Origin of the sequence: Buttiauxella sp. A111, from assembly GCF_014189855.1 — a bacterium.
GTDB lineage: Bacteria > Pseudomonadota > Gammaproteobacteria > Enterobacterales > Enterobacteriaceae > Buttiauxella > Buttiauxella selenatireducens.
The window spans coordinates 212,958-233,298 of record NZ_BJFN01000006.1; the positions used below are offsets into that span (position 1 = coordinate 212,958).

The 20,341-nt window shown below is 50.1% G+C and carries 22 protein-coding genes; 17 read left to right on the forward strand and 5 right to left on the reverse strand.

What is annotated here, in order from left to right:
- Nucleotides 1-6 precede the first annotated feature (6 nt).
- The 10 genes from hfq to BSPA111_RS18165 all read left to right on the forward strand — a co-directional run bounded on the left by hfq (nt 7) and on the right by BSPA111_RS18165 (nt 11,406).
- The gene (gene hfq, locus BSPA111_RS18120) at nt 7-315 is read left to right on the forward strand and encodes an RNA chaperone Hfq (RefSeq protein ID WP_034461169.1); all 309 of its coding nucleotides are present in this window, start codon (nt 7-9) and stop codon (nt 313-315) included.
- Nucleotides 316-391: 76 nt separating this feature from the next.
- Nucleotides 392-1,672 (forward strand): ribosome rescue GTPase HflX, encoded by a 1,281-nt coding sequence (gene hflX, locus BSPA111_RS18125; protein ID WP_183272539.1) that lies wholly within the window; start codon nt 392-394, stop codon nt 1,670-1,672.
- Nucleotides 1,673-1,746: 74 nt separating this feature from the next.
- The gene (gene hflK / locus BSPA111_RS18130) at nt 1,747-3,009 is read left to right on the forward strand and encodes an FtsH protease activity modulator HflK (protein ID WP_183272540.1); all 1,263 of its coding nucleotides are present in this window, start codon (nt 1,747-1,749) and stop codon (nt 3,007-3,009) included.
- A 2-nt stretch (nt 3,010-3,011) separates the two neighbouring features.
- A complete protein-coding gene (hflC, locus tag BSPA111_RS18135) occupies nt 3,012-4,016 on the forward strand; it encodes a protease modulator HflC (protein ID WP_183272541.1) in 1,005 nt (334 codons plus the stop codon).
- 63 nt (nt 4,017-4,079) lie between these two features.
- A complete protein-coding gene (locus BSPA111_RS18140) occupies nt 4,080-4,277 on the forward strand; it encodes a DUF2065 domain-containing protein (protein WP_183272542.1) in 198 nt (65 codons plus the stop codon).
- A 102-nt stretch (nt 4,278-4,379) separates the two neighbouring features.
- Nucleotides 4,380-5,678: an adenylosuccinate synthase gene (locus BSPA111_RS18145; protein WP_183272543.1), complete on the forward strand. Its 1,299-nt coding sequence runs from the start codon at nt 4,380-4,382 to the stop codon at nt 5,676-5,678.
- Nucleotides 5,679-5,840: 162 nt separating this feature from the next.
- Complete coding sequence (nsrR, locus tag BSPA111_RS18150) at nt 5,841-6,266, forward strand: nitric oxide-sensing transcriptional repressor NsrR (protein WP_183272544.1); 426 nt, start codon at nt 5,841-5,843, stop codon at nt 6,264-6,266.
- Nucleotides 6,267-6,305: 39 nt separating this feature from the next.
- On the forward strand, nt 6,306-8,759 hold the full coding sequence (gene rnr, locus BSPA111_RS18155; protein WP_183272545.1) for a ribonuclease R: 2,454 nt from the start codon (nt 6,306-6,308) through the stop codon (nt 8,757-8,759).
- Nucleotides 8,760-8,937: 178 nt separating this feature from the next.
- Entirely contained in the window at nt 8,938-9,669 is a 732-nt protein-coding gene (rlmB, locus tag BSPA111_RS18160; RefSeq protein ID WP_034492799.1) for a 23S rRNA (guanosine(2251)-2'-O)-methyltransferase RlmB, read from the forward strand.
- A gap of 102 nt (nt 9,670-9,771) precedes the next feature.
- Nucleotides 9,772-11,406, forward strand: coding sequence for an isovaleryl-CoA dehydrogenase (locus BSPA111_RS18165; RefSeq protein WP_183272546.1), 1,635 nt, complete (start codon nt 9,772-9,774; stop codon nt 11,404-11,406).
- A 50-nt stretch (nt 11,407-11,456) separates the two neighbouring features.
- On the opposite strand, the gene BSPA111_RS18170 is transcribed toward BSPA111_RS18165, so the two are convergent.
- Both BSPA111_RS18170 and bsmA read right to left on the reverse strand, forming a co-directional pair.
- The gene (locus BSPA111_RS18170; RefSeq protein WP_064540730.1) at nt 11,457-11,732 is read right to left on the reverse strand and encodes a DUF1471 domain-containing protein; all 276 of its coding nucleotides are present in this window, start codon (nt 11,730-11,732) and stop codon (nt 11,457-11,459) included.
- Nucleotides 11,733-11,887: 155 nt separating this feature from the next.
- The gene (gene bsmA, locus BSPA111_RS18175) at nt 11,888-12,217 is read right to left on the reverse strand and encodes a biofilm peroxide resistance protein BsmA (protein WP_183272547.1); all 330 of its coding nucleotides are present in this window, start codon (nt 12,215-12,217) and stop codon (nt 11,888-11,890) included.
- Between the two features lie 194 nt (nt 12,218-12,411).
- Between bsmA and yjfP the strand changes: the two genes are divergently transcribed.
- On the forward strand, nt 12,412-13,137 hold the full coding sequence (gene yjfP / locus BSPA111_RS18180; RefSeq protein ID WP_183272548.1) for an esterase: 726 nt from the start codon (nt 12,412-12,414) through the stop codon (nt 13,135-13,137).
- Here yjfP and ulaR read toward each other — a convergent pair whose 3' ends face one another.
- Nucleotides 13,138-13,893 carry an HTH-type transcriptional regulator UlaR gene (gene ulaR / locus BSPA111_RS18185; RefSeq protein ID WP_183272549.1) on the reverse strand — a complete coding sequence of 252 codons (756 nt, stop codon included), beginning with the start codon at nt 13,891-13,893 and terminating at the stop codon, nt 13,138-13,140.
- Nucleotides 13,894-13,992: 99 nt separating this feature from the next.
- Nucleotides 13,993-15,057 carry an L-ascorbate 6-phosphate lactonase gene (ulaG, locus tag BSPA111_RS18190; RefSeq protein WP_183272550.1) on the reverse strand — a complete coding sequence of 355 codons (1,065 nt, stop codon included), beginning with the start codon at nt 15,055-15,057 and terminating at the stop codon, nt 13,993-13,995.
- Between the two features lie 381 nt (nt 15,058-15,438).
- Between ulaG and ulaA the strand changes: the two genes are divergently transcribed.
- Genes ulaA through BSPA111_RS18220 form a run of 6 tightly spaced genes read left to right on the forward strand, consistent with a single transcriptional unit; the run spans nt 15,439 to nt 19,847 of the window.
- Nucleotides 15,439-16,836: a PTS ascorbate transporter subunit IIC gene (ulaA, locus tag BSPA111_RS18195; protein ID WP_183272551.1), complete on the forward strand. Its 1,398-nt coding sequence runs from the start codon at nt 15,439-15,441 to the stop codon at nt 16,834-16,836.
- Nucleotides 16,837-16,848: 12 nt separating this feature from the next.
- A complete protein-coding gene (ulaB, locus tag BSPA111_RS18200; RefSeq protein WP_183272552.1) occupies nt 16,849-17,154 on the forward strand; it encodes a PTS ascorbate transporter subunit IIB in 306 nt (101 codons plus the stop codon).
- A 9-nt stretch (nt 17,155-17,163) separates the two neighbouring features.
- On the forward strand, nt 17,164-17,631 hold the full coding sequence (gene ulaC / locus BSPA111_RS18205) for a PTS ascorbate transporter subunit IIA (RefSeq protein ID WP_183272553.1): 468 nt from the start codon (nt 17,164-17,166) through the stop codon (nt 17,629-17,631).
- Nucleotides 17,632-17,641: 10 nt separating this feature from the next.
- Complete coding sequence (locus BSPA111_RS18210) at nt 17,642-18,298, forward strand: 3-keto-L-gulonate-6-phosphate decarboxylase UlaD (RefSeq protein WP_183272554.1); 657 nt, start codon at nt 17,642-17,644, stop codon at nt 18,296-18,298.
- A gap of 9 nt (nt 18,299-18,307) precedes the next feature.
- Nucleotides 18,308-19,174 (forward strand): L-ribulose-5-phosphate 3-epimerase, encoded by an 867-nt coding sequence (locus BSPA111_RS18215; protein WP_183272555.1) that lies wholly within the window; start codon nt 18,308-18,310, stop codon nt 19,172-19,174.
- Nucleotides 19,161-19,847, forward strand: coding sequence for an L-ribulose-5-phosphate 4-epimerase (locus BSPA111_RS18220; protein WP_183272556.1), 687 nt, complete (start codon nt 19,161-19,163; stop codon nt 19,845-19,847). The genes BSPA111_RS18215 and BSPA111_RS18220 overlap by 14 nt, the downstream gene beginning before the upstream one ends.
- Nucleotides 19,848-19,958: 111 nt before the next feature.
- Here BSPA111_RS18220 and yjfY read toward each other — a convergent pair whose 3' ends face one another.
- Nucleotides 19,959-20,234 carry a DUF1471 family protein YjfY gene (yjfY, locus tag BSPA111_RS18225; RefSeq protein WP_183272557.1) on the reverse strand — a complete coding sequence of 92 codons (276 nt, stop codon included), beginning with the start codon at nt 20,232-20,234 and terminating at the stop codon, nt 19,959-19,961.
- Nucleotides 20,235-20,341: the final 107 nt, after the last annotated feature.

A 20,341-nucleotide genomic window follows, 5' to 3' on the forward strand; every position in this document is an offset into this window, starting at 1 on the left:
GATAGAATGGCTAAGGGGCAATCATTACAAGATCCGTTCTTGAACGCACTGCGTCGCGAACGTGTTCCAGTTTCTATTTATTTGGTGAATGGTATTAAGCTGCAAGGTCAGATTGAGTCTTTTGATCAGTTTGTGATCCTGTTGAAAAACACGGTTAGCCAGATGGTCTATAAGCACGCGATTTCAACTGTTGTTCCGTCTCGTCCGGTATCTCATCACAGCAATAACACCGGTACTAGCGGTTCTGGCAGCTACCACCATGGTGGAAGTGCGCAAGGTTCTGCGCCACAACAAGACAACGAAGACGCCGAATAAGGCTAACGTTGTTTTTCCAAGCCGGGGAACCAGGGATGCTGGGTTCCCCGCTGGTCTTTTTTAAGAGGTTATACGCTTGTTTGACCGTTATGATGCCGGTGAGCAGGCGGTGCTGGTACACATCTATTTTACGCAAGACAAAAATAAAGAAGATCTGGATGAGTTTGAATCCCTGGTCTCTTCAGCTGGCGTCGAAGCGTTAGAGGTCGTTACTGGTAGCCGTAAAGCTCCTCACCCGAAGTATTTTGTTGGTGAAGGTAAGGCAAGTGAAATTGCCGATGCAGTGAAAGCCACTGGGGCATCGGTCATTTTGTTTGATCATGCGTTGTCTCCAGCTCAGGAGCGTAACCTCGAAGCGCTGTGTGAATGTCGTGTCGTCGACAGAACCGGCCTGATATTAGATATTTTTGCTCAACGTGCACGTACCCATGAAGGTAAGTTGCAGGTTGAACTGGCTCAGTTACGTCACATGGCAACTCGCCTTGTGCGCGGCTGGACCCACCTTGAGCGTCAGGGAGGGGGGATAGGTTCACGAGGCCCTGGGGAAACTCAGCTCGAAACCGACCGCCGCTTGCTGCGCAATCGGATAATGCAGATCCTTGGTCGCTTAGAACGAGTCGAAAAACAGCGTGAACAAGGGCGAAGATCGCGTGCCAAGGCTGACGTTCCAACCGTTTCTCTTGTGGGCTACACCAACGCCGGTAAATCCACTCTGTTTAACCAAATAACAGCGGCTGACGTGTATGCCGCAGATCAGTTATTTGCCACACTGGATCCAACATTGCGTCGTATTGACGTGGTGGATGTTGGCGAAACCATTCTGGCAGATACAGTAGGTTTTATTCGTCATCTGCCACATGACTTAGTGGCTGCCTTTAAAGCGACCTTGCAGGAAACGCGTCAGGCGACATTGTTATTACATGTCATTGATGCAAGCGACCTCAGGATCCAGGAAAACATTGCCGCGGTTGATACCGTTCTCGAAGAGATTGAGGCCAATGAAATTCCTACGCTGCTAGTGATGAATAAAATAGATATGTTGGATGACTTTGTTCCGCGTATCGACAGAGATGATGAAAATATGCCGATACGGGTCTGGCTTTCTGCCCAGACCGGTGACGGCGTTCCACTGCTTTTCCAGGCTTTGACTGAGCGTTTATCTGGTGAAATTGCACAACATACATTGTGCTTGCCCCCCCAGGCTGGGCGACTGCGAAGCCGTTTTTATCAGCTTCAGGCAATAGAAAAAGAGTGGATGGAGGAGGACGGCAGTGTTGGCTTACAAATTCGTATGCCTATTGTTGACTGGCGCCGCCTCTGTAAACAAGAACCGGCACTCGCTGACTATATTGTCTAGCAAGTCAAGGGAATGTCCTGAAGACTTTTTCCCCTTCGGGGGATATCACCGCACAACAAATATGGAGCATAAACATGGCGTGGAATCAGCCCGGTAATAACGGACAGGACCGCGACCCGTGGGGAAGCAGCAAACCTGGCGGCGACTCTGGGGAGAAGAAAGGAGGGCGGGATCAGGGGCCTCCTGATCTGGATGATATCTTCCGGAAATTAAGCAAAAAACTCGGCGGCCTCGGTGGCGGTAAAAGCGGTGGTGGTGGTACCGGTGGTGGTTCTTCACAACTTCCGCGTCCTCACGTCGGTGGCCGTATGGTCGGCATCGTTGCTGCTGTAGCCGTGGTTATTTGGGCTGCAACTGGGTTCTATACCATTAAAGAAGCTGAACGTGGTGTTGTGACGCGTTTTGGTCAATTCAGCCATTTGGTTGAGCCGGGCCTGAACTGGAAACCGACCTTTATTGACAAAGTCACAGCAGTCAACGTTGAAGCAGTCCGCGAATTGGCGGCTTCTGGTGTGATGCTGACGTCCGATGAGAACGTGGTTCGTGTCGAAATGAACGTCCAGTATCGTGTGACCGATCCACGCAACTATCTGTACAGCGTAACCAGCGCAGACGACAGCCTGCGACAGGCTACCGACAGCGCACTGCGTGGTGTAATTGGTAAATACACCATGGATAAGATCCTCACAGAGGGTCGTACCATCATTCGTAATGATACTCAGCGCGAGCTGGAAGAAACCATTCGCCCGTACAACATGGGTATCACCTTGCTGGACGTTAACTTCCAGGCTGCTCGTCCGCCGGAAGAGGTGAAAGCTGCGTTTGATGATGCGATTTCCGCACGTGAAAACGAACAGCAATATATCCGTGAAGCAGAAGCCTATACCAACGAAGTTCAGCCACGTGCTAATGGTCAGGCGCAACGTATTCTTGAAGAAGCTCGTGCTTATAAAACACAGACCGTGTTAGAAGCGCAGGGTGAAGTTGCTCGCTTTGCCAAGATGTTGCCGGAATATAAAGCCGCACCGGAAATTACCCGTGAGCGTCTGTATATCGAAACCATGGAAAAAGTGCTTAGCCATACCCGTAAAGTTCTGGTTAACGACAAAGGTGGCAACCTGATGGTTCTGCCTCTGGATCAGATGCTGAAAGGTGGCTCACAACCAGCAGCAAAGAGTGACACCAGTGCGGCAAACAACTTGTTACGTCTGCCGCCGGCATCCAGCTCTAGCAGCGGTAGCGCCAGCACACAGTCCTCATCAAGTCGGGGCGATATCATGGATCAGCGCCGTGCCGATGCACAGCGCACTGATAACCAGCGCGTAGGGAGTGAATAACGATGCGTAAGTCAGTCATTGCTTTAATTATCATCGTGCTGGTAGTGCTGTTTACCTCGGTCTTCGTGGTACAGGAAGGCGAGCGCGGGATTACGTTACGCTTCGGTAAAGTGTTGCGTGACGATGAAAACAAACCCGTGGTCTATGAGCCAGGTCTGCATTTCAAAGTACCGTTTATCGAGTCGGTAAAAACGCTTGATGCGCGTATTCAGACCATGGACAACCAGGCCGATCGCTTTGTTACCAAAGAGAAAAAAGACCTGATCGTTGATTCTTATATCAAATGGCGTATCAGCGATTTCAGTCGTTACTACCTGGCAACCGGTGGTGGTGATGTTTCTCAGGCAGAAGTGCTGTTAAAACGTAAATTCAGTGACCGTCTGCGTTCTGAAATTGGTCGTCTTGATGTAAAAGACATCGTGACTGATTCTCGTGGCCGTCTGACTCTGGATGTACGTGATGCGCTGAACTCTGGTACCGCGGGCGCTGATGATGAAGTGTCAACACCTGCTGCGGACGATGCCATTGCCTCGGCGGCTGCACGTGTAACGGCGGAAACCAAAGGCAAAGTGCCAGTGGTGAACCCGAACAGTATGGCGGCGCTGGGTATCGAAGTGGTCGATGTGCGTATCAAGCAGATCAACCTGCCAGCAGAAGTTTCTGAAGCCATCTACAACCGTATGCGTGCAGAGCGTGAAGCTGTTGCTCGTCGTCACCGTTCACAAGGTCAGGAAGAAGCTGAGAAGCTGCGTGCTACCGCCGACTACGAGGTCACTCGTACTTTGGCAGAAGCTGAGCGTCAGGGCCGTATTAGCCGTGGTGAAGGTGATGCTGAAGCTGCCAAACTGTTTGCTGACGCATTCAGCCAGGATCCAGACTTCTATGCCTTTATTCGTAGCCTGCGTGCTTATGAATCAAGCTTCCAGTCTGGCCAGGACGTGATGGTGTTAAGCCCGGATAGCGATTTCTTCCGCTACATGAAAACACCAGCGAACAGCTCACGTTAATCTTCGCGAGTGATACAAGAGCCGGTCTAACCGGCTCTTTTTTTATTGGTGTTTGAGGGAAATATGAATTCGACTATCTGGATGGCATTAGCGTTAGTTTTAGTGCTCGAAGGACTCGGGCCAGTGCTTTATCCGCGTATGTGGCGCCGAATGATTGCCGCTTTAACTCAGCTTCCCGACAACACGTTGCGCCGTTTTGGTGGCGGACTAGTGGTTGCGGGAGTCGTTATCTACTATATGTTGAGTCGTATGAGTGGCTGAATATCATTCAGGATACTGATTGTCATTTTGTGGACTAAAAGGGCTGATCATCAGGGAAACCGATGGTAGAATCCTTTTTTAAGCAAACGGTGATTTTGAAAAATGGGTAACAACGTCGTCGTACTGGGCACCCAATGGGGTGACGAAGGTAAAGGAAAGATCGTAGATCTTCTGACTGAACGGGCTAAATATGTTGTGCGCTACCAGGGCGGTCACAACGCAGGCCATACTCTCGTAATCAACGGTGAAAAAACCGTTCTTCATCTTATTCCATCAGGTATTCTGCGTGATAACGTTACCAGCATCATCGGTAATGGCGTTGTGCTGTCTCCTGCTGCACTGATGAAAGAGATGAAAGAGCTGGAAGACCGTGGGATTCCGGTACGTGAGCGCCTGCTGTTATCTGAAGCATGCCCACTTATCCTTGATTATCACGTAGCGCTGGATGTGGCTCGTGAAAAAGCTCGTGGTGCTAAAGCAATCGGGACTACCGGTCGTGGTATCGGTCCTGCATACGAAGACAAAGTGGCCCGTCGTGGCCTGCGCGTTGGCGACTTGTTCGACAAAGCCACCTTTGCAGACAAACTGAAAGAAGTTCTGGAATACCATAACTTCCAACTGGTTAACTTCTATAAAGTTGAAGCGGTTGATTACCAGAAAGTCCTGGACGATGTCATGGCAGTGGCTGACATTCTGACCAGCATGGTAGTTGATGTGTCCGATCTGCTGGATCAGGCACGTAAGCGCGGCGACTTCATCATGTTCGAAGGTGCTCAAGGCACGCTGCTGGACATCGATCACGGTACCTATCCGTACGTAACCTCTTCCAACACCACCGCGGGTGGCGTGGCAACAGGTTCCGGCATCGGTCCACGTTATGTTGATTACGTTCTGGGTATTATTAAGGCGTACTCGACTCGCGTTGGCGCAGGTCCATTCCCAACTGAACTGTTTGATGACATCGGCGAGTTCTTGTGCAAACAAGGTAACGAGTACGGTGCAACAACGGGTCGTCGCCGTCGTACAGGCTGGCTGGACATCGTTGCTGTGCGTCGCGCAGTGCAGATTAACTCCCTGTCAGGTTTCTGCCTGACCAAGCTGGACGTACTGGACGGCTTGAAAGAAGTTAAACTCTGCATCGGTTACCGCCTGCCAGATGGTCGCGAAGTGACCACCACCCCAATGGCTGCGGACGACTGGGAAGGCATCGAGCCAATCTACGAAACGATGCCTGGTTGGTCCGAAACCACCTTTGGTGTGAAAGAGCGTAGTGGTTTGCCTCAGGCAGCGCTGGACTACATCAAACGTATTGAAGAACTGACTGAAGTTCCTGTAGATATTATTTCTACTGGTCCAGACCGTTCTGAAACCATGATTCTGCGCGATCCGTTCGACGCATAATTGTGTGATGGGGTGTGCCTGGCACGCCCCATATTGTTTTCCCCCTGTCGTTTTATCCACCTTCCCCGTTAAATAAATTAGCCGCCAAACATACGGCTGGTTTATCATCAATATATCGCCACAATGGCGACAAGTGTTTCCCCTCCCACCCAAGAGGTTGATGTGCAGTTAACGAGTTTTACTGATTACGGTTTACGTGCTTTGATTTATATGGCGTCTTTGCCAGAAGGCAAGATGACTAGCATTTCTGAGGTGACAGAGGTGTACGGCGTGTCACGTAATCATATGGTGAAAATCATCAATCAACTCAGCCGTGCAGGCTACGTGACGGCAGTGCGCGGCAAAAACGGTGGCATTCGCCTCGGCAAACCGGCGGAATCTATCCGCGTTGGTGATGTGGTGCGCGAGCTGGAACCGCTTTCTTTGGTGAACTGTAGTAGTGAGTTTTGTCATATTACACCCGCATGTCGCCTGAAACAGGCACTGGCCCAGGCGGTGCAAAGCTTTCTAACAGAGCTAGATAAGCACACGCTGGCCGATTTGGTGGACCAAAACCAACCGCTCTACAAATTATTGCTGGTGGAATAAATTACGATTTCCTCAGCAGATGACAACGGAGGAACCGCAATGTCAAAAGATCCTTTTCAGGAACGAGAAGCCGAAAAATACGAAAACCCGATCCCAAGCCGGGAGTTTATTCTCGCCCATCTCTCCAAACGTGAAAAACCAGCCAATCGTGACGAACTGGCTGAAGAACTCAATATTACCGGTGAAGAGCAACTAGAAGCGTTGCGCCGCCGTCTGCGGGCCATGGAACGCGATGGTCAGTTGGTCTTTACCCGTCGCCAGTGTTACGCCCTGCCAGAACGTCTTGATTTGCTAAAAGGCAAAGTTATTGGCCATCGCGATGGTTTCGGCTTCCTGCGTGTAGAAGGCCGTAAAGACGATCTCTACCTTTCATCTGAACAAATGAAAATGTGTATGCATGGCGACATCGTACTGGCGCAACCACTGGGGGCCGATCGTAAAGGTCGCCGCGAAGCGCGTATTGTACGTGTGCTGGAGCCAAGAACAGGGCAAATCGTTGGCCGCTACTTTACCGATGCAGGCATTGGTTTTGTGGTGCCAGACGACAGCCGTTTGAGCTTCGACATTCTGATCCCACCAGAAGAACTGATGGGCGCACGAATGGGCTTTGTAGTGGTGGTTGAACTCACCCAACGCCCAACTCGCCGCACTAAAGCGATCGGTAAAATTGTCGAAGTGTTGGGCGATAACATGGGCACTGGCATGGCCGTTGATATGGCGCTGCGCACCCATGAAATCCCTTATGTCTGGCCGCCAGAAGTTGAAGCGCAAGTTGCGTCGTTGAAAGAACAAGTGCCGGAAGAAGCCAAAGTGGGCCGCGTCGATTTGCGTGACCTGCCGCTCGTCACCATTGATGGTGAAGATGCGCGTGACTTCGATGACGCCGTGTTCTGTGAGAAAAAACGTGGCGGTGGCTGGCGTTTGTGGGTGGCCATTGCCGACGTAAGTTACTACGTTCGTCCACCAACTCCGCTGGACAACGAAGCGCGCAACCGTGGTACGTCAGTCTACTTCCCGTCGCAGGTTATCCCGATGCTGCCGGAAGTGCTGTCCAACGGTTTGTGCTCGTTGAATCCACAGGTTGATCGTCTGTGCATGGTTTGCGAAATGACCATCTCTTCGACGGGGCGCCTGACGGGTTCGAAATTCTACGAAGCGGTAATGAGCTCCCATGCACGTCTGACCTACACCAAAGTGTGGCATATGTTGCAGGGCGACCAGGAACTGCGTGAGCAGTATGCGCCGCTGGTCAAACACATCGAAGAGCTGCATAACCTGTATAAAGTGCTGGATGTTTCCCGTGCCGAGCGCGGTGGCATCTCGTTTGAAAGCGAAGAAGCGAAGTTTATCTTCAACGCCGAGCGCCGTATTGAGCGCGTCGAACAAACCGTTCGTAACGATGCGCACAAGCTTATCGAAGAGTGCATGATCCTTGCGAACATTGCGGCGGCGCGTTTTGTTGAAAAACATAACGAACCGTCACTGTTCCGCGATCACGATCGCCCAAGTACTGATGCGATCACCTCGTTCCGTACTGTGTTGGCAGAGCTGGGCCTGGAACTGCCTGGCGGGCAGAAGCCTGAACCACGTGATTACGCCGAATTGCTGAATTCGATTGCCGATCGTCCGGATCATGAAATGCTGCAAACGATGTTGCTGCGTTCCATGAAACAGGCGGTTTATGACCCAGAAAACCGCGGTCACTTTGGTCTTGCGCTGCAATCTTATGCGCACTTTACCTCGCCGATTCGCCGTTATCCGGACTTGCTGCTGCACCGTGCGATTAAATATCTGCTGGCAAAAGAGCAGGGGCACAAAGGCAATAGCACCGAGTCTGGTGGCTGGCACTATGACATGGAAGAGATGCTGCAACTTGGCCAGCACTGTTCTATGGCGGAACGTCGTGCCGATGAAGCCACTCGTGATGTTTCTGACTGGCTGAAGTGTGACTTTATGCAGGATCAAGTCGGCCAGACCTTTACCGGGATCATCGCAAGCGTTACCGGTTTCGGCTTCTTTGTACGTCTGACGGACCTGTTCATCGATGGTCTGGTACATGTTTCGTCTCTGGATAACGATTACTACCGTTTCGACCAAATTGGGCAACGCCTGATTGGCGAATCTGGTGGTCAGACATATCGTCTGGGTGATCGCGTAGAAGTGCGTGTTGAAGCCGTCCACATGGATGAACGCAAGATTGATTTTGCTTTGATCTCCAGTACTCGTGCACCACGTGGTGCTGGTAAAACGGAAAAAGACAAAGCTAAAAAAGGTGCTAACGGCAACGGGCCAAAACGTCGTCAAGGTGGTAAACGCGTAAACTTCGAGCCAGACAGTGCTTTCCGTAAAGAGAAAGGACCTGCCAAACCGAAGAAAGCGAAAGCTGACAAGAACGAGAAGAAGGAGAAGAAAGCAAAAACTCCGTCTGATAAAACCCGTAAAATAGCCGCAGCGACTAAAGCTAAGCGTGCAGCGAAAAAGCAACCAAGCTAACACCACCCTCACCCTGGCCCTCTCCCTGAGGGAGAGGGAACCGGATCTGTTTTCTCCCTCTGCTGAGGGATGGGGAACCGGATCTGTTTTCTCCCTCTCCTGCGGGAGAGGGCTGGGGTGAGGGCAACCATATCAGCATTAAACACAGTCGCATCAGCGGCTGAAACGAGTGACATCAATGAGTGAAATGATTTACGGCATCCACGCCGTCCAGGCGCTACTTGATAACGCCCCCCAGCGTTTTCGGGAAGTCTTTATTCTTAAAGGCCGCGAAGACAAACGTCTGATGCCTTTAATTCATGCGCTGGAAGCTCAGGGTGTGCCAGTGCAAATGGCAAACCGCCAATGGCTGGATGAAAAATCTGAAGGCGCGGTGCACCAGGGCATTATTGCTCGTGTGAAACCGGGTCGTCAGTATCAGGAAAATGATATTCCGGACCTGCTTGCCAGTATCGATACCCCGTTCCTGCTCATTCTGGATGGCGTTACCGATCCCCACAACCTCGGTGCCTGCCTGCGTAGCGCAGATGCCGCTGGCGTGCATGCGGTTATCGTTCCGAAGGATAGATCTGCCCAGTTGAACGCGACTGCCAAGAAAGTGGCCTGCGGTGCCGCAGAGCACGTTCCGCTTATCAGTGTGACCAACCTGGCTCGGACTATGCGTTTATTGCAGGAATCGAACGTCTGGATCGTCGGTACAGCGGGTGAAGCTGACCACACTTTATTCCAGAGCAAAATGACTGGCCCAATGGCACTGGTGATGGGCGCTGAAGGTGAAGGCATGCGTCGCCTGACGCGTGAGCATTGTGATGAGCTGATAAGCATCCCAATGGCCGGGACGGTTTCTTCATTGAACGTCTCTGTTGCGACGGGTATTTGCCTGTTCGAAGCTGTGCGTCAACGCAGTTAATTCCCAGTGGGGTGCGCTCGCACCCCGCTTTGTGATCCTCCTCCATGCATAACTGCTGTCACCGTCCATACTAATGGCATTGCCATAAATGGAGGGAACACGATGCGCTGGCAAACTCATACCGTTTTTAACCAACCAATACCCCTCAATAACAGTAATCTTTTTCTTTCTGATATCTCGTTAACTGAAGCTGTTGCCCGTGAAGGTGCGAGTTGGGATGCTGAGCTTCTGGCGAGTATTGGTCAGCAACTGGGCTCGGCTGAATCACTGGAGCTCGGGCGGTTGGCAAACACCAATCCTCCCGAATTACTGCGTTACGACGCCAGCGGCGAACGACTCGATGATGTACGTTTTTATCCGGCCTGGCATCTGCTGATGCAGGGATTGTGTGCCAATCGAGTACACAATTTGCCGTGGCAGGAAGATGCTCGCCAGGGTTCATTCGTTGCCCGTGCCGCGCGTTTTGTTCAGCACGCACAGGTGGAAGCAGGCACGTTATGTCCGATAACCATGACTTTTGGTGCGATCCCATTGTTGCAAAAGCATCTTCCTAAGGAGTTTCAGTCGTGGCTGAAACCGTTACTTAGCGATCGGTATGATGCGCATCTCTCTGCTGGCTCCCAAAAACGTGGCCTGCTGATTGGCATGGGCATGACCGAAAAACAGGGTGGCTCGGATGTACTCAGCAACACCACGCGAGCGGAAGCTATCGACAAACGTGGCGCAGGTGAAATGTATCGCCTGGTAGGTCATAAATGGTTTTTCTCCGTTCCGCAAAGCGACGCGCATTTGGTACTTGCTCAGGCGAAAGGCGGACTATCCTGCTTTTTCCTGCCGCGATTTTTACCCGATGGGCAACGCAATCAGGTTCGCTTTGAGCGCCTGAAAGATAAACTCGGTAATCGCTCAAATGCCAGCAGTGAAGCTGAATTTTTCGATGCAACAGCATGGCTTATCGGCGAAGAAGGCGAGGGGATTCGCTCGATTCTGCAAATGGGCGGTTATACGCGCTTTGATTGCGCGTTGGGCAGTCATGGCCTGATGCGTCGTGCACTTTCGGTTGCGTTGTATCACGCACATCAACGACAAGCATTCGGCAAAACGCTGATCGACTTGCCCATTATGCGCCAGGTGCTTGGGCGTATGGCTTTACAACTTGAAGGCCAAACGGCGTTTCTGTTCCGTCTGGCGCGCGCCTGGGAATCACCCGGTAACCCGCATGAATTGGCATATAGCCGACTCTTTACCCCAGCCGCCAAGTTCAGCGTCTGTAAATCGGGTATCCCGTTTGTTGCGGAGGCGATGGAAGTTCTCGGGGGTATCGGTTATTGCGAAGACAGCGAACTGCCACGTATCTATAGAGAAATGCCGGTGAACAGTATTTGGGAAGGCTCCGGTAATATCATGAGCCTGGATGTATTGCGTGTTCTGGCCAAACAACCGGGTTCGATGGAAATGTTGCACGCTGAATTTGATGAGGTGAAGGGGCAAAACCGGCATTTCGATCGTAGTTGGCGGCAATTGCAACAACGTTTGCATAAACCACAAGAGGAGTGGGGCAGGGAACTCACACGGCTGCTGGCACTACTGGCAACTGGTGCGCAAGTATTACAACATCTCTCTCCACCGTTGGGCGAGGCATGGTGTCGTATGATGCTGGATTCGCGAGGGGAAAGTGTATTACCGAATCAAGTATTGACTGATGTGCTGTTGCGAGCGACGGGGCGAACAGGATAGAAATATAAAAGCCAGCGCCATACAGTTGAATTAAATGGTCGCTGGCTTATTTACGCATAAATAATGGCTTGTACACGCCAACCTTCGGCAAGCTGGTTTTCCTGCATTTTAACGATGCGATAGTACGACGCACCATGCTCATCAGCTTTTAAGGCAATGACTTTTTCCACATCTTGTACGGTACCGGCGATACCATTAACTGAAATCATGCCGATTTCGTTCAAGCCCGTCACACAATCTGCGGCAACATCCTCTGCCGATTGCGCCGACGTTGTGATTAGCCCCACGGACAGCAGTAATGACGTTAAGGCAAGCGATCGTTTCATAGTGAGCTCCTTTAATACTTACCCTAAATCAGTAGGGCATTCCTTCGCGTTAGGTGAACTCCTGGCCTGTCCAGTGGCTGAAGCTCATTGTGCATAACAAACGATCAGTTGGCGCAAAGCTATGTAAATCTTAATAAAGTAAACACAGCGCTACATTACTTGCGGAACAAAATTGCCTGGGCATACCATTGGCCTGGAATCACCGTCTCATCGTTTAACACGATTTGGTAGTAATCCGCTTTCGCAGCAGCAGCTTTCTCTTTTATCACCCGCTCTGAGTCCATTGGAGAGCCGCGTTCGAGTGCTGATACTGTCCCTATTTTGGTTAATCCCTGCGTTTGCGAACGCTGAATTTCCTGGGGAGTTCCGGTTACCGGTGGTGCGGGTTGTGGTGTACCCTGTAACACGCTACAAGCACTGAGTGCTGTCGCAAGTAGCAAAGCAGATAGCAGTCGCATGATCGTTTCTCGTCTCTTAATAGCCATATTGTAGCCCCGGTTTTTTTCTGGGAAGAGGGAATGTTCCCATTCTGTTAGCTTCCCCGCGCTTTTTAATCACTTTCGAATGAAAATCGCTAAGCAGATCGCATAGTGAATAATAATCTCTGTAAGCCTTTGGCTTGCCATGTAGTGAATGCTGGCTTACAAAGGAATGCGCACAATGATACGGAGCGATTCCAATGATAGAAATGTACACTGAACAGTTAGGCGGTATCGAAGTTCTGCATGCGGTACCTGCCGGGAAAAAAGAGAACACGCTGCCGGTGGTTTTTTTCTATCATGGTTTTACTTCATCCAAACTGGTGTACAGCTACTTTGCTGTAGCACTCGCTCAGGCCGGCATGCGAGTGATTATGCCCGATGCCGAACAGCATGGTTCCCGCTTCGATGGTGATGACACGGCACGCCTTTATCAATTCTGGTCGATTCTCAAACAAAACATTGATGAGTTTTCTCTACTTCACCAGGCACTCTGCGAGAATTATCCTGTCGATGAGCATCGTGTCGCCGTGGGCGGCGCTTCGATGGGAGGCATGACCGCTCTAGGTATTATGGCGCGTTACCCACAAGTGCGCTGTGTGGCATGTCTGATGGGCTCTGGATATTTCCTGTCGCTTGGGAAAACACTGTTCCCGCCTCGAGTAGAAGAGCCCGAATCGCTTAACGCACTCGCGGGCTATGACATTAGCCACCAACTGGAAACTCTCGGTAACCGGCCACTTATGTTGTGGCACGGCGAGGAAGATGATGTGGTTCCGGCAGCCGAAACATGGCGCTTACAACAGGCGATGATTGAGAAGGGGCTGGATAAACAGCTGATCTGTTTACGCGAGCCGGGCGTGAAGCATCGTATTACCCCCTCCGCACTCGCGGCAACAAGCCGCTTCTTTAACACAAATTTATGACTAAACCAGAATGACTTGCACACCCTGTTCTTCAAGCTTTTTGATGACTTCAGGGTTTGCTTGTTTACCGGTAATGACCAAATCAATTTGTTCTGCCCGGCTAAATAGCATTCCAGCACGCTGACCAATCTTTGTGCTGTCGACCAGTACCGCCAGTTTACCCACCACACCCAACATTTTCTGTTCTGCCATGGCAGTCAGCATATCTGTTTTATAAAGGCCTTCTGCTGTCAGCCCTTTTCCGCTGGTAAACATCCAGTGTCCCGCGTAGAGCGAGGTTTCATTGTCCTGCGGACCAAGCGTGATGGAGTGACTTTTATTGTATTGACCGCCCATGATCACAACACTTTCATGCTCTTGATCGATAAGATAATTTGCCAGTGGCAGGTAGTTAGTGATGATTTGTACCGGCTTCCCACAAATTTGCTGCCCAAGCAAAAAAGCAGTTGAGCCACAGTTAATAACGACGCTTTCTCCTGGTTTTACCAGCGCTGAAGCCGCACTGGCAATACGGCTTTTCTCATCATGATTTTGCGCCAGATGAATGTTCATCGGAGTCCAGCGTGGGCGCTGTTGGCTGATAGCTTCGGCACCGTTACGGACTTTCTTCAGCCTGCCACTTTCATCCAATTTATTGATGTCGCGCCGTGCGGTTGCTGGCGAAATGGCGAGACGTTCCATCACTTGCTCGACAGTAACAAACCCTGTTTGCTGTAGCAGTTCGAGCAGTATCTGGTGGCGTTGTGCTTCAGTCATGCGTGTTTCCGATGGATGATGATTTTTAAAGATGATATTTGAAATAGGATGAAATACCTATGAGTAAACTGAAAAAGCCGGGTATTACCCGGCTTAACATTAAAGGAAGGATTTAAACGGTAAATCCGGTTCGATCGTAAAGCAGTCCTCAAACCCGCGTGGATAGTGGTATTCAAACTGATCTTTATCTAATGGCCAGGTAAATTTGCCACCCACTTGCCAGATAAATGGCTTAAAGCCATATTTCAAACGATCTTTCTTCATCTCCCACAGCACGCGGATCTCTTGTGGATCAGCCTGGAAGTTTGACCAAATATCATGATGGAATGGGATCACCACTTTGGTGTTCAAAGATTCAGCCATGCGTAGGATGTCTGAGCTGGTCATTTTGTCTGTAATGCCGCGCGGGTTTTCACCATAGGAACCCAGTGCAACGTCAATCTGATGGTCGTTACCATGTTTGGCGTAGTAATTGGAATAATGGGAGTCACCGCTGTGATACAGCGAACCGCCCGGCGTTTTAAACAGATAGTTCACCGCCCGTTCGTCCATACCATCCGGCAGCACTCCAGCCGCTTTTTCTTCCGCAGGGAGGGTGATCAGAGCGGTGCGATCGAATGCGTCAAGTGCATGAATTTCAATATCTTTCACTTTTACGATATCACCTGGTTTCACCATGATGCAGCGCTCACGCGGTACACCCCAGCCAACCCAGATATCAACGCAAGTTTGCGGCCCGATAAATGGCACATCAGAGGCACAGTTCTGCATCACTGCCGCTGCAACGTTCACGTCGATATGATCGTTGTGATCATGAGTGGCAAGTACCGCATCAATACTGCGAATAGCAAAAGGATCGAGTACAAACGGCGTGGTTCGCAGATTCGGCTGTAACTTCTTCACGCCAGCCATGCGTTGCATCTGATGGCCCGTTTTCATCAGTGGGTTACCGTGGCTTTGTTTACCTGTACCGCACCAGAAATCGACACAGATATTTGTCTCTCCCTGTGATTTCAGCCAAATACCGGTACAGCCCAACCACCACATAGCAAAGGTACCTGGTGCGACCACTTCCTGCTCAATCTCTTCATTTAGCCAGCTACCCCATTCCGGGAAGGTGTTTAGTATCCAGGATTCACGAGTAATGGTTGCCACTTTGCTCATTCAATCTCTCCTCAGTTAATACGGTTTTAATCAAAAATAATCATTTATTGACTTGATATGATTGATACTGACATTAAAAATCATCATTGAGAAGTCATTTTTATGTGCGTCATGTCAGGTTTTTAGGTGTTGCTCAGCTGAGACTGGTTTGATTAGTTGTTGCTATAATCATTCAAATAATTGATTTTTATGTAATTTATCATTTATTTTTTTGATGGCTATTAGCCATATTCTAACCATGGATAATAATTTGCGGCGCATCTCACAAATAATCAAATTCAATCTTGTTGTGATTATATTTGACGAATAGAGTGAGTGCGAACACAACATCCGCCTGTTTTCTGACCGGGGACAGGGAGCGACTACCCAACGGAGAGCTTTATGGAGACCCTCTACAGCGCCTTTACTATTTTCTTTAATCAGGTAATGACTAATGCCCCTTTACTACTGGGGATTGTCACTTGCCTGGGCTACGTGCTGTTGCGTAAAAGTGCGAATGTAATCATCAAAGGAACGATCAAAACAATTATCGGTTTTATGTTGCTACAGGCGGGCTCCGGGATTTTGACCGGCACCTTTAAACCCGTGGTGGCAAAAATGTCAGAGGTCTACGGGATCAACGGCGCAATTTCGGATACCTACGCATCGATGATGGCAACCATCGAAAGAATGGGTGATGCCTATAGTTGGGTGGGATACGCCGTTTTACTGGCTCTGGCGCTCAATATTGGCTATGTGTTGCTGCGGCGAGTCACAGGGATTCGTACCATCATGCTTACTGGGCACATCATGTTCCAGCAAGCCGGGCTGATTGCGGTGTTCTTCTTTATCCTCGGCTACTCAATGTGGACGACGATCATATGTACCGCCATTCTGGTATCGCTGTATTGGGGAATTACCTCCAATATGATGTTCAAACCCACGCAAGCTATTACTGAAAATAGCGGATTCTCCATTGGTCATCAGCAACAATTCGCGTCGTGGATTGCCTACAAAATTGCCCCGTATCTCGGCAAAAAAGAGGAAAGTGTTGAGGACCTCAACCTGCCAGGCTGGCTGAATATTTTCCATGACAACATCGTCTCTACCGCGATTGTGATGACACTATTCTTCGGGGTCATTCTTTGCTCATTCGGGATTGATGTCGTGCAAGCGATGGCCGGTAAAACTCACTGGACCATCTACATCCTGCAAACCGGTTTCCAGTTCGCCGTTGCGATTTTCATCATCGTACAAGGTGTCCGCATGTTCGTTGCGGAACTGTCAGAAGCTTTCAATGGTATTTCACAACGGCTCATCCCCGGCGCAGTACTCGCCATCGACTGCGCAGCGATATACAGCTTTGCGCCGAATGCCGTGGTGTGGGGCTTTATCTGGGGAACGATAGGTCAGCTTATTGCCGTGGGTATTCTGATTGTTCTTGGCTCCTCCATCATGATCATCCCAGGCTTTATTCCTATGTTTTTCTCTAACGCCACGATTGGTGTGTTTGCAAACCACTTTGGCGGCTGGCGCGCGGCACTAAAAATATGTCTGGTGATGGGCATGATTGAAATCTTCGGCTGCGTTTGGGCTATCAAACTTACCGGGCTTAGCGCATGGATGGGAATGGCTGACTGGTCAATTTTAGCTCCACCATTGATGCAAGGGCTTACGTTTGGCCTGTGGTTTATGGGTGTCGTTATCGTTATTGCACTGATTTACATGTTCTTTGCCGGGCGTACTTTGCGTCAGGAAGAAGATGCTGAAAAACAACTGACAGAATCATCAGCTAAATAAGGAATTGAGATTATGACCGTACGCATTCTCGCTGTTTGTGGTTGTGGGCAAGGCAGTTCCATGATTATGAAAATGAAAGTGGATCAGTTCCTGACGCAAGAAGGAGTGGACCATAGCGTCAATAGTTGTGCAGTTGGCGAGTACAAAAGTGAGCTGAGTGGTGCCGACATTATTATCGCTTCAACTCATGTTTCTGGCGAAATCAATGTGTCGGGTAACAAGCATGTCGTTGGTGTTCGCAACATGCTTTCTGCCGCCGATTTTGGCCCAAAGTTAATGGACGTGATTCGCGCTCATTTCCCACAGGATATTAAGTGAGGGAAGCCAATGAAACTGCGTGACTCACTAGCACAAAACCATTCTGTACGCTTGCAGGCTGAAGCGAAAACCTGGCAGGAAGCCGTAAGAATTGGCGTTGATTTGCTGGTGGATGCTGGCGTCGTTGAACCGCGTTATTACCAGGCGATTCTCGACGGAGTCGCACAATTTGGCCCTTATTTCGTGATTGCACCGGGGCTTGCAATGCCACATGGCCGTCCAGAAGAAGGCGTGAAAAGTACGGGCTTCGCACTGGTGACATTGAAAACACCGCTGGTGTTCAACCACGAAGATAACGACCCGGTGGATATTCTTATCACCATGGCCGCCGTTGATGCCACCACCCATCAGGAGGTGGGCATCATGCAGATCGTCAATCTGTTCGAAGACGAAGACAATTTTGACCGTTTACGTGCCTGCCGTAGTGAGCAGGAAGTTTTGGACTTAATCGACCGCGCTACGGCCGCGGCAGTATAAGGAGCTTGGTATGTCTCAATCTTTACCGATGTTACAGGTCGCACTGGATAACCAGACAATGTCAGATGCTTATAAAACAACGCGCCTGATTGCCGAAGAAGTCGACATTATTGAAGTGGGTACGATTCTTTGCGTGGGCGAAGGTGTGCGAGCGGTACGCGATCTCAAAGCCCTTTACCCGCATAAGATCGTGCTGGCTGATGCCAAAATTGCCGATGCCGGGAAAATCCTCTCGCGTATGTGTTTTGAAGCTAATGCAGATTGGGTCACCGTAATTTGTTGTGCCGATATCAACACCACCAAAGGCGCGTTGGAAGTTGCTCGCGAATTTGAAGGTGATGTGCAAATTGAATTAACCGGTTTCTGGACATGGGAACAGGCGCAAGAATGGCGCGCGGCAGGCATTGAACAGGTGGTTTATCACCGAAGCCGTGATGCGCAGGCGGCGGGTGTCGCCTGGAGTGAAGCGGATATCACCGCTATTAAACGCCTTTCTGATATGGGCTTCAAAGTCACTGTAACGGGCGGCCTGGCACTCGAAGATTTGCCGTTGTTTAAAGGCATCCCTATTCATGTGTTTATTGCCGGGCGCAGTATTCGTGATGCGGCAGATCCTGTAGAGGCTGCTCGACAGTTTAAACGTTCCATCGCCCAATTGTGGGGATAAGGAACCATTATGTTGCACAAACAGGTCCCGCTAGGCATCTATGAAAAAGCACTCCCCGCTGGGGATTGCTGGCAGGTAAAACTGGCGCTCGCCTCTCGCCTGGCGTTCGATTTTGTCGAGATGTCGATTGATGAAACAGACGAACGCCTGGCGCGTCTTGACTGGAGCAGTGAACAGAGGCTGGCGTTGGTCCAGGCTGTTGCGGACACAGGCGTTCGCGTTCCTTCAATGTGTCTGAGTGCGCACCGTCGTTTTCCATTGGGTAGCGAAGATGATTCTGTGCGAAATCATGGGCTGGAAATTATGCGTAAAGCCATTGAGTTTGCTCAGGATGTAGGTATCCGCGTGATTCAACTGGCGGGATATGACGTCTATTATCAACAAGCCAATGACGAAACGCGTCGTCGTTTTCGCGAAGGTTTAACTGCCGCTGTGGAAATGGCGAGTCGTGCACAAGTAACGCTGGCGATGGAGATCATGGATTATCCACTGATGAACTCTATCAGCAAGGCGATGGGCTATGCACATTATCTCAATAATCCGTGGTTCCAGATCTACCCAGATATTGGCAATTTATCCGCATGGGATAATGACGTGCAGATGGAGTTGGAAGCAGGGAGTGGGCATATCGTTGCCGTACATGTAAAAGATACTCGTCCAGGGGTATTTAAGAATGTGCCATTTGGAAGCGGTGTGGTGGAGTTTGAACGCTGTTTTGAAACACTAAAACGCAGTGGTTACCGTGGACCGTATTTAATTGAAATGTGGAGCGAAGCCGCGGCTGACCCGATTGCTGAAGTGACTGCGGCTCGTGACTGGGTACTAGCTCGTATGGCAAGCGCAGGGCTGCTGGAGGTTGATCATGCAGCAGCTTAAGCAGCAGGTGTTTGAAGCCAATATGGCGCTTCCGCGCCATGGTCTGGTCACTTTCACGTGGGGTAACGTCAGCGCTATTGACCGTGAGCGGCAGTGTATTGTCATCAAGCCAAGCGGTGTGGCTTATGAGCAAATGTCTGCCGATGATATGGTGGTAGTCGATATGAATGGTGTCGTCATTGAAGGGAAATATCGGCCTTCTTCAGATACGGCAACCCATTTGGCACTTTACAAACAATATCCTGAGCTTGGTGGTGTTGTGCACACCCATTCAACACACGCAACCGCATGGGCACAAGCTGGGTTGAGCATCCCCGCATTGGGTACGACTCACGCAGACTACTTTTTTGGCGATATACCCTGCACGCGAGCGCTAACGGCGCAAGAAGTGCAGGGCGAATATGAGCTAAATACCGGCAAAGTGATTATCGAAACGTTAGGAGAAGGTAACCCACTGCATACGCCAGGAATTGTGGTCTATCAGCACGGCCCCTTTGCCTGGGGTAAAGATGTCGATGACGCGGTGCATAACGCGGTGGTTATGGAAGAAGTCGCGCGTATGGCGTGGATAGCCCGCGGAATAAACCCTGCGCTCAAGCCTATAGATAGCTATCTGATGAATAAGCATTTTCAACGTAAACATGGCGCTCATGCTTACTATGGTCAACGCTAAAACGTGTATAAAAAAGCCCCCGATTAACGGGGGCAAGTCAAACGTTGGCTTTCTATGTCGTTGTGGTATTCCTGGTGTTAACGCGTTACTTCATTACCTCATTGCATTCGGTTACCGATAGATGTCCGCGCTAACGCGCATATTGCCGTTACTGCCCGGTTCTCTCATCAGTATTGTGTGGTAGTACTTTGCTCCGTGTTGATCCGCGTCGTCATTAATCGCGACTTCGGCCTCTTGTTCGGTAGCAAAATTATGATTGATATAAATCACACCTAAGCTCATTACATCATCCATATTTTTGGCCTGATGGTTGTCAATTTTGATCGCGGCCGTTGCATTTGAGCTAAGCAAGAGTGCCGCTACAAAGGCATAAGCGATAGTTTTCATAATCCGCTCCACGACAACTTAATGTGTCAGCTTTGGTCGTCGCTCCTGTTAATGAATAGTGGCGGCCTATGACAATAAGTGTAACCCCTCAATGTTGAATAAAAAGC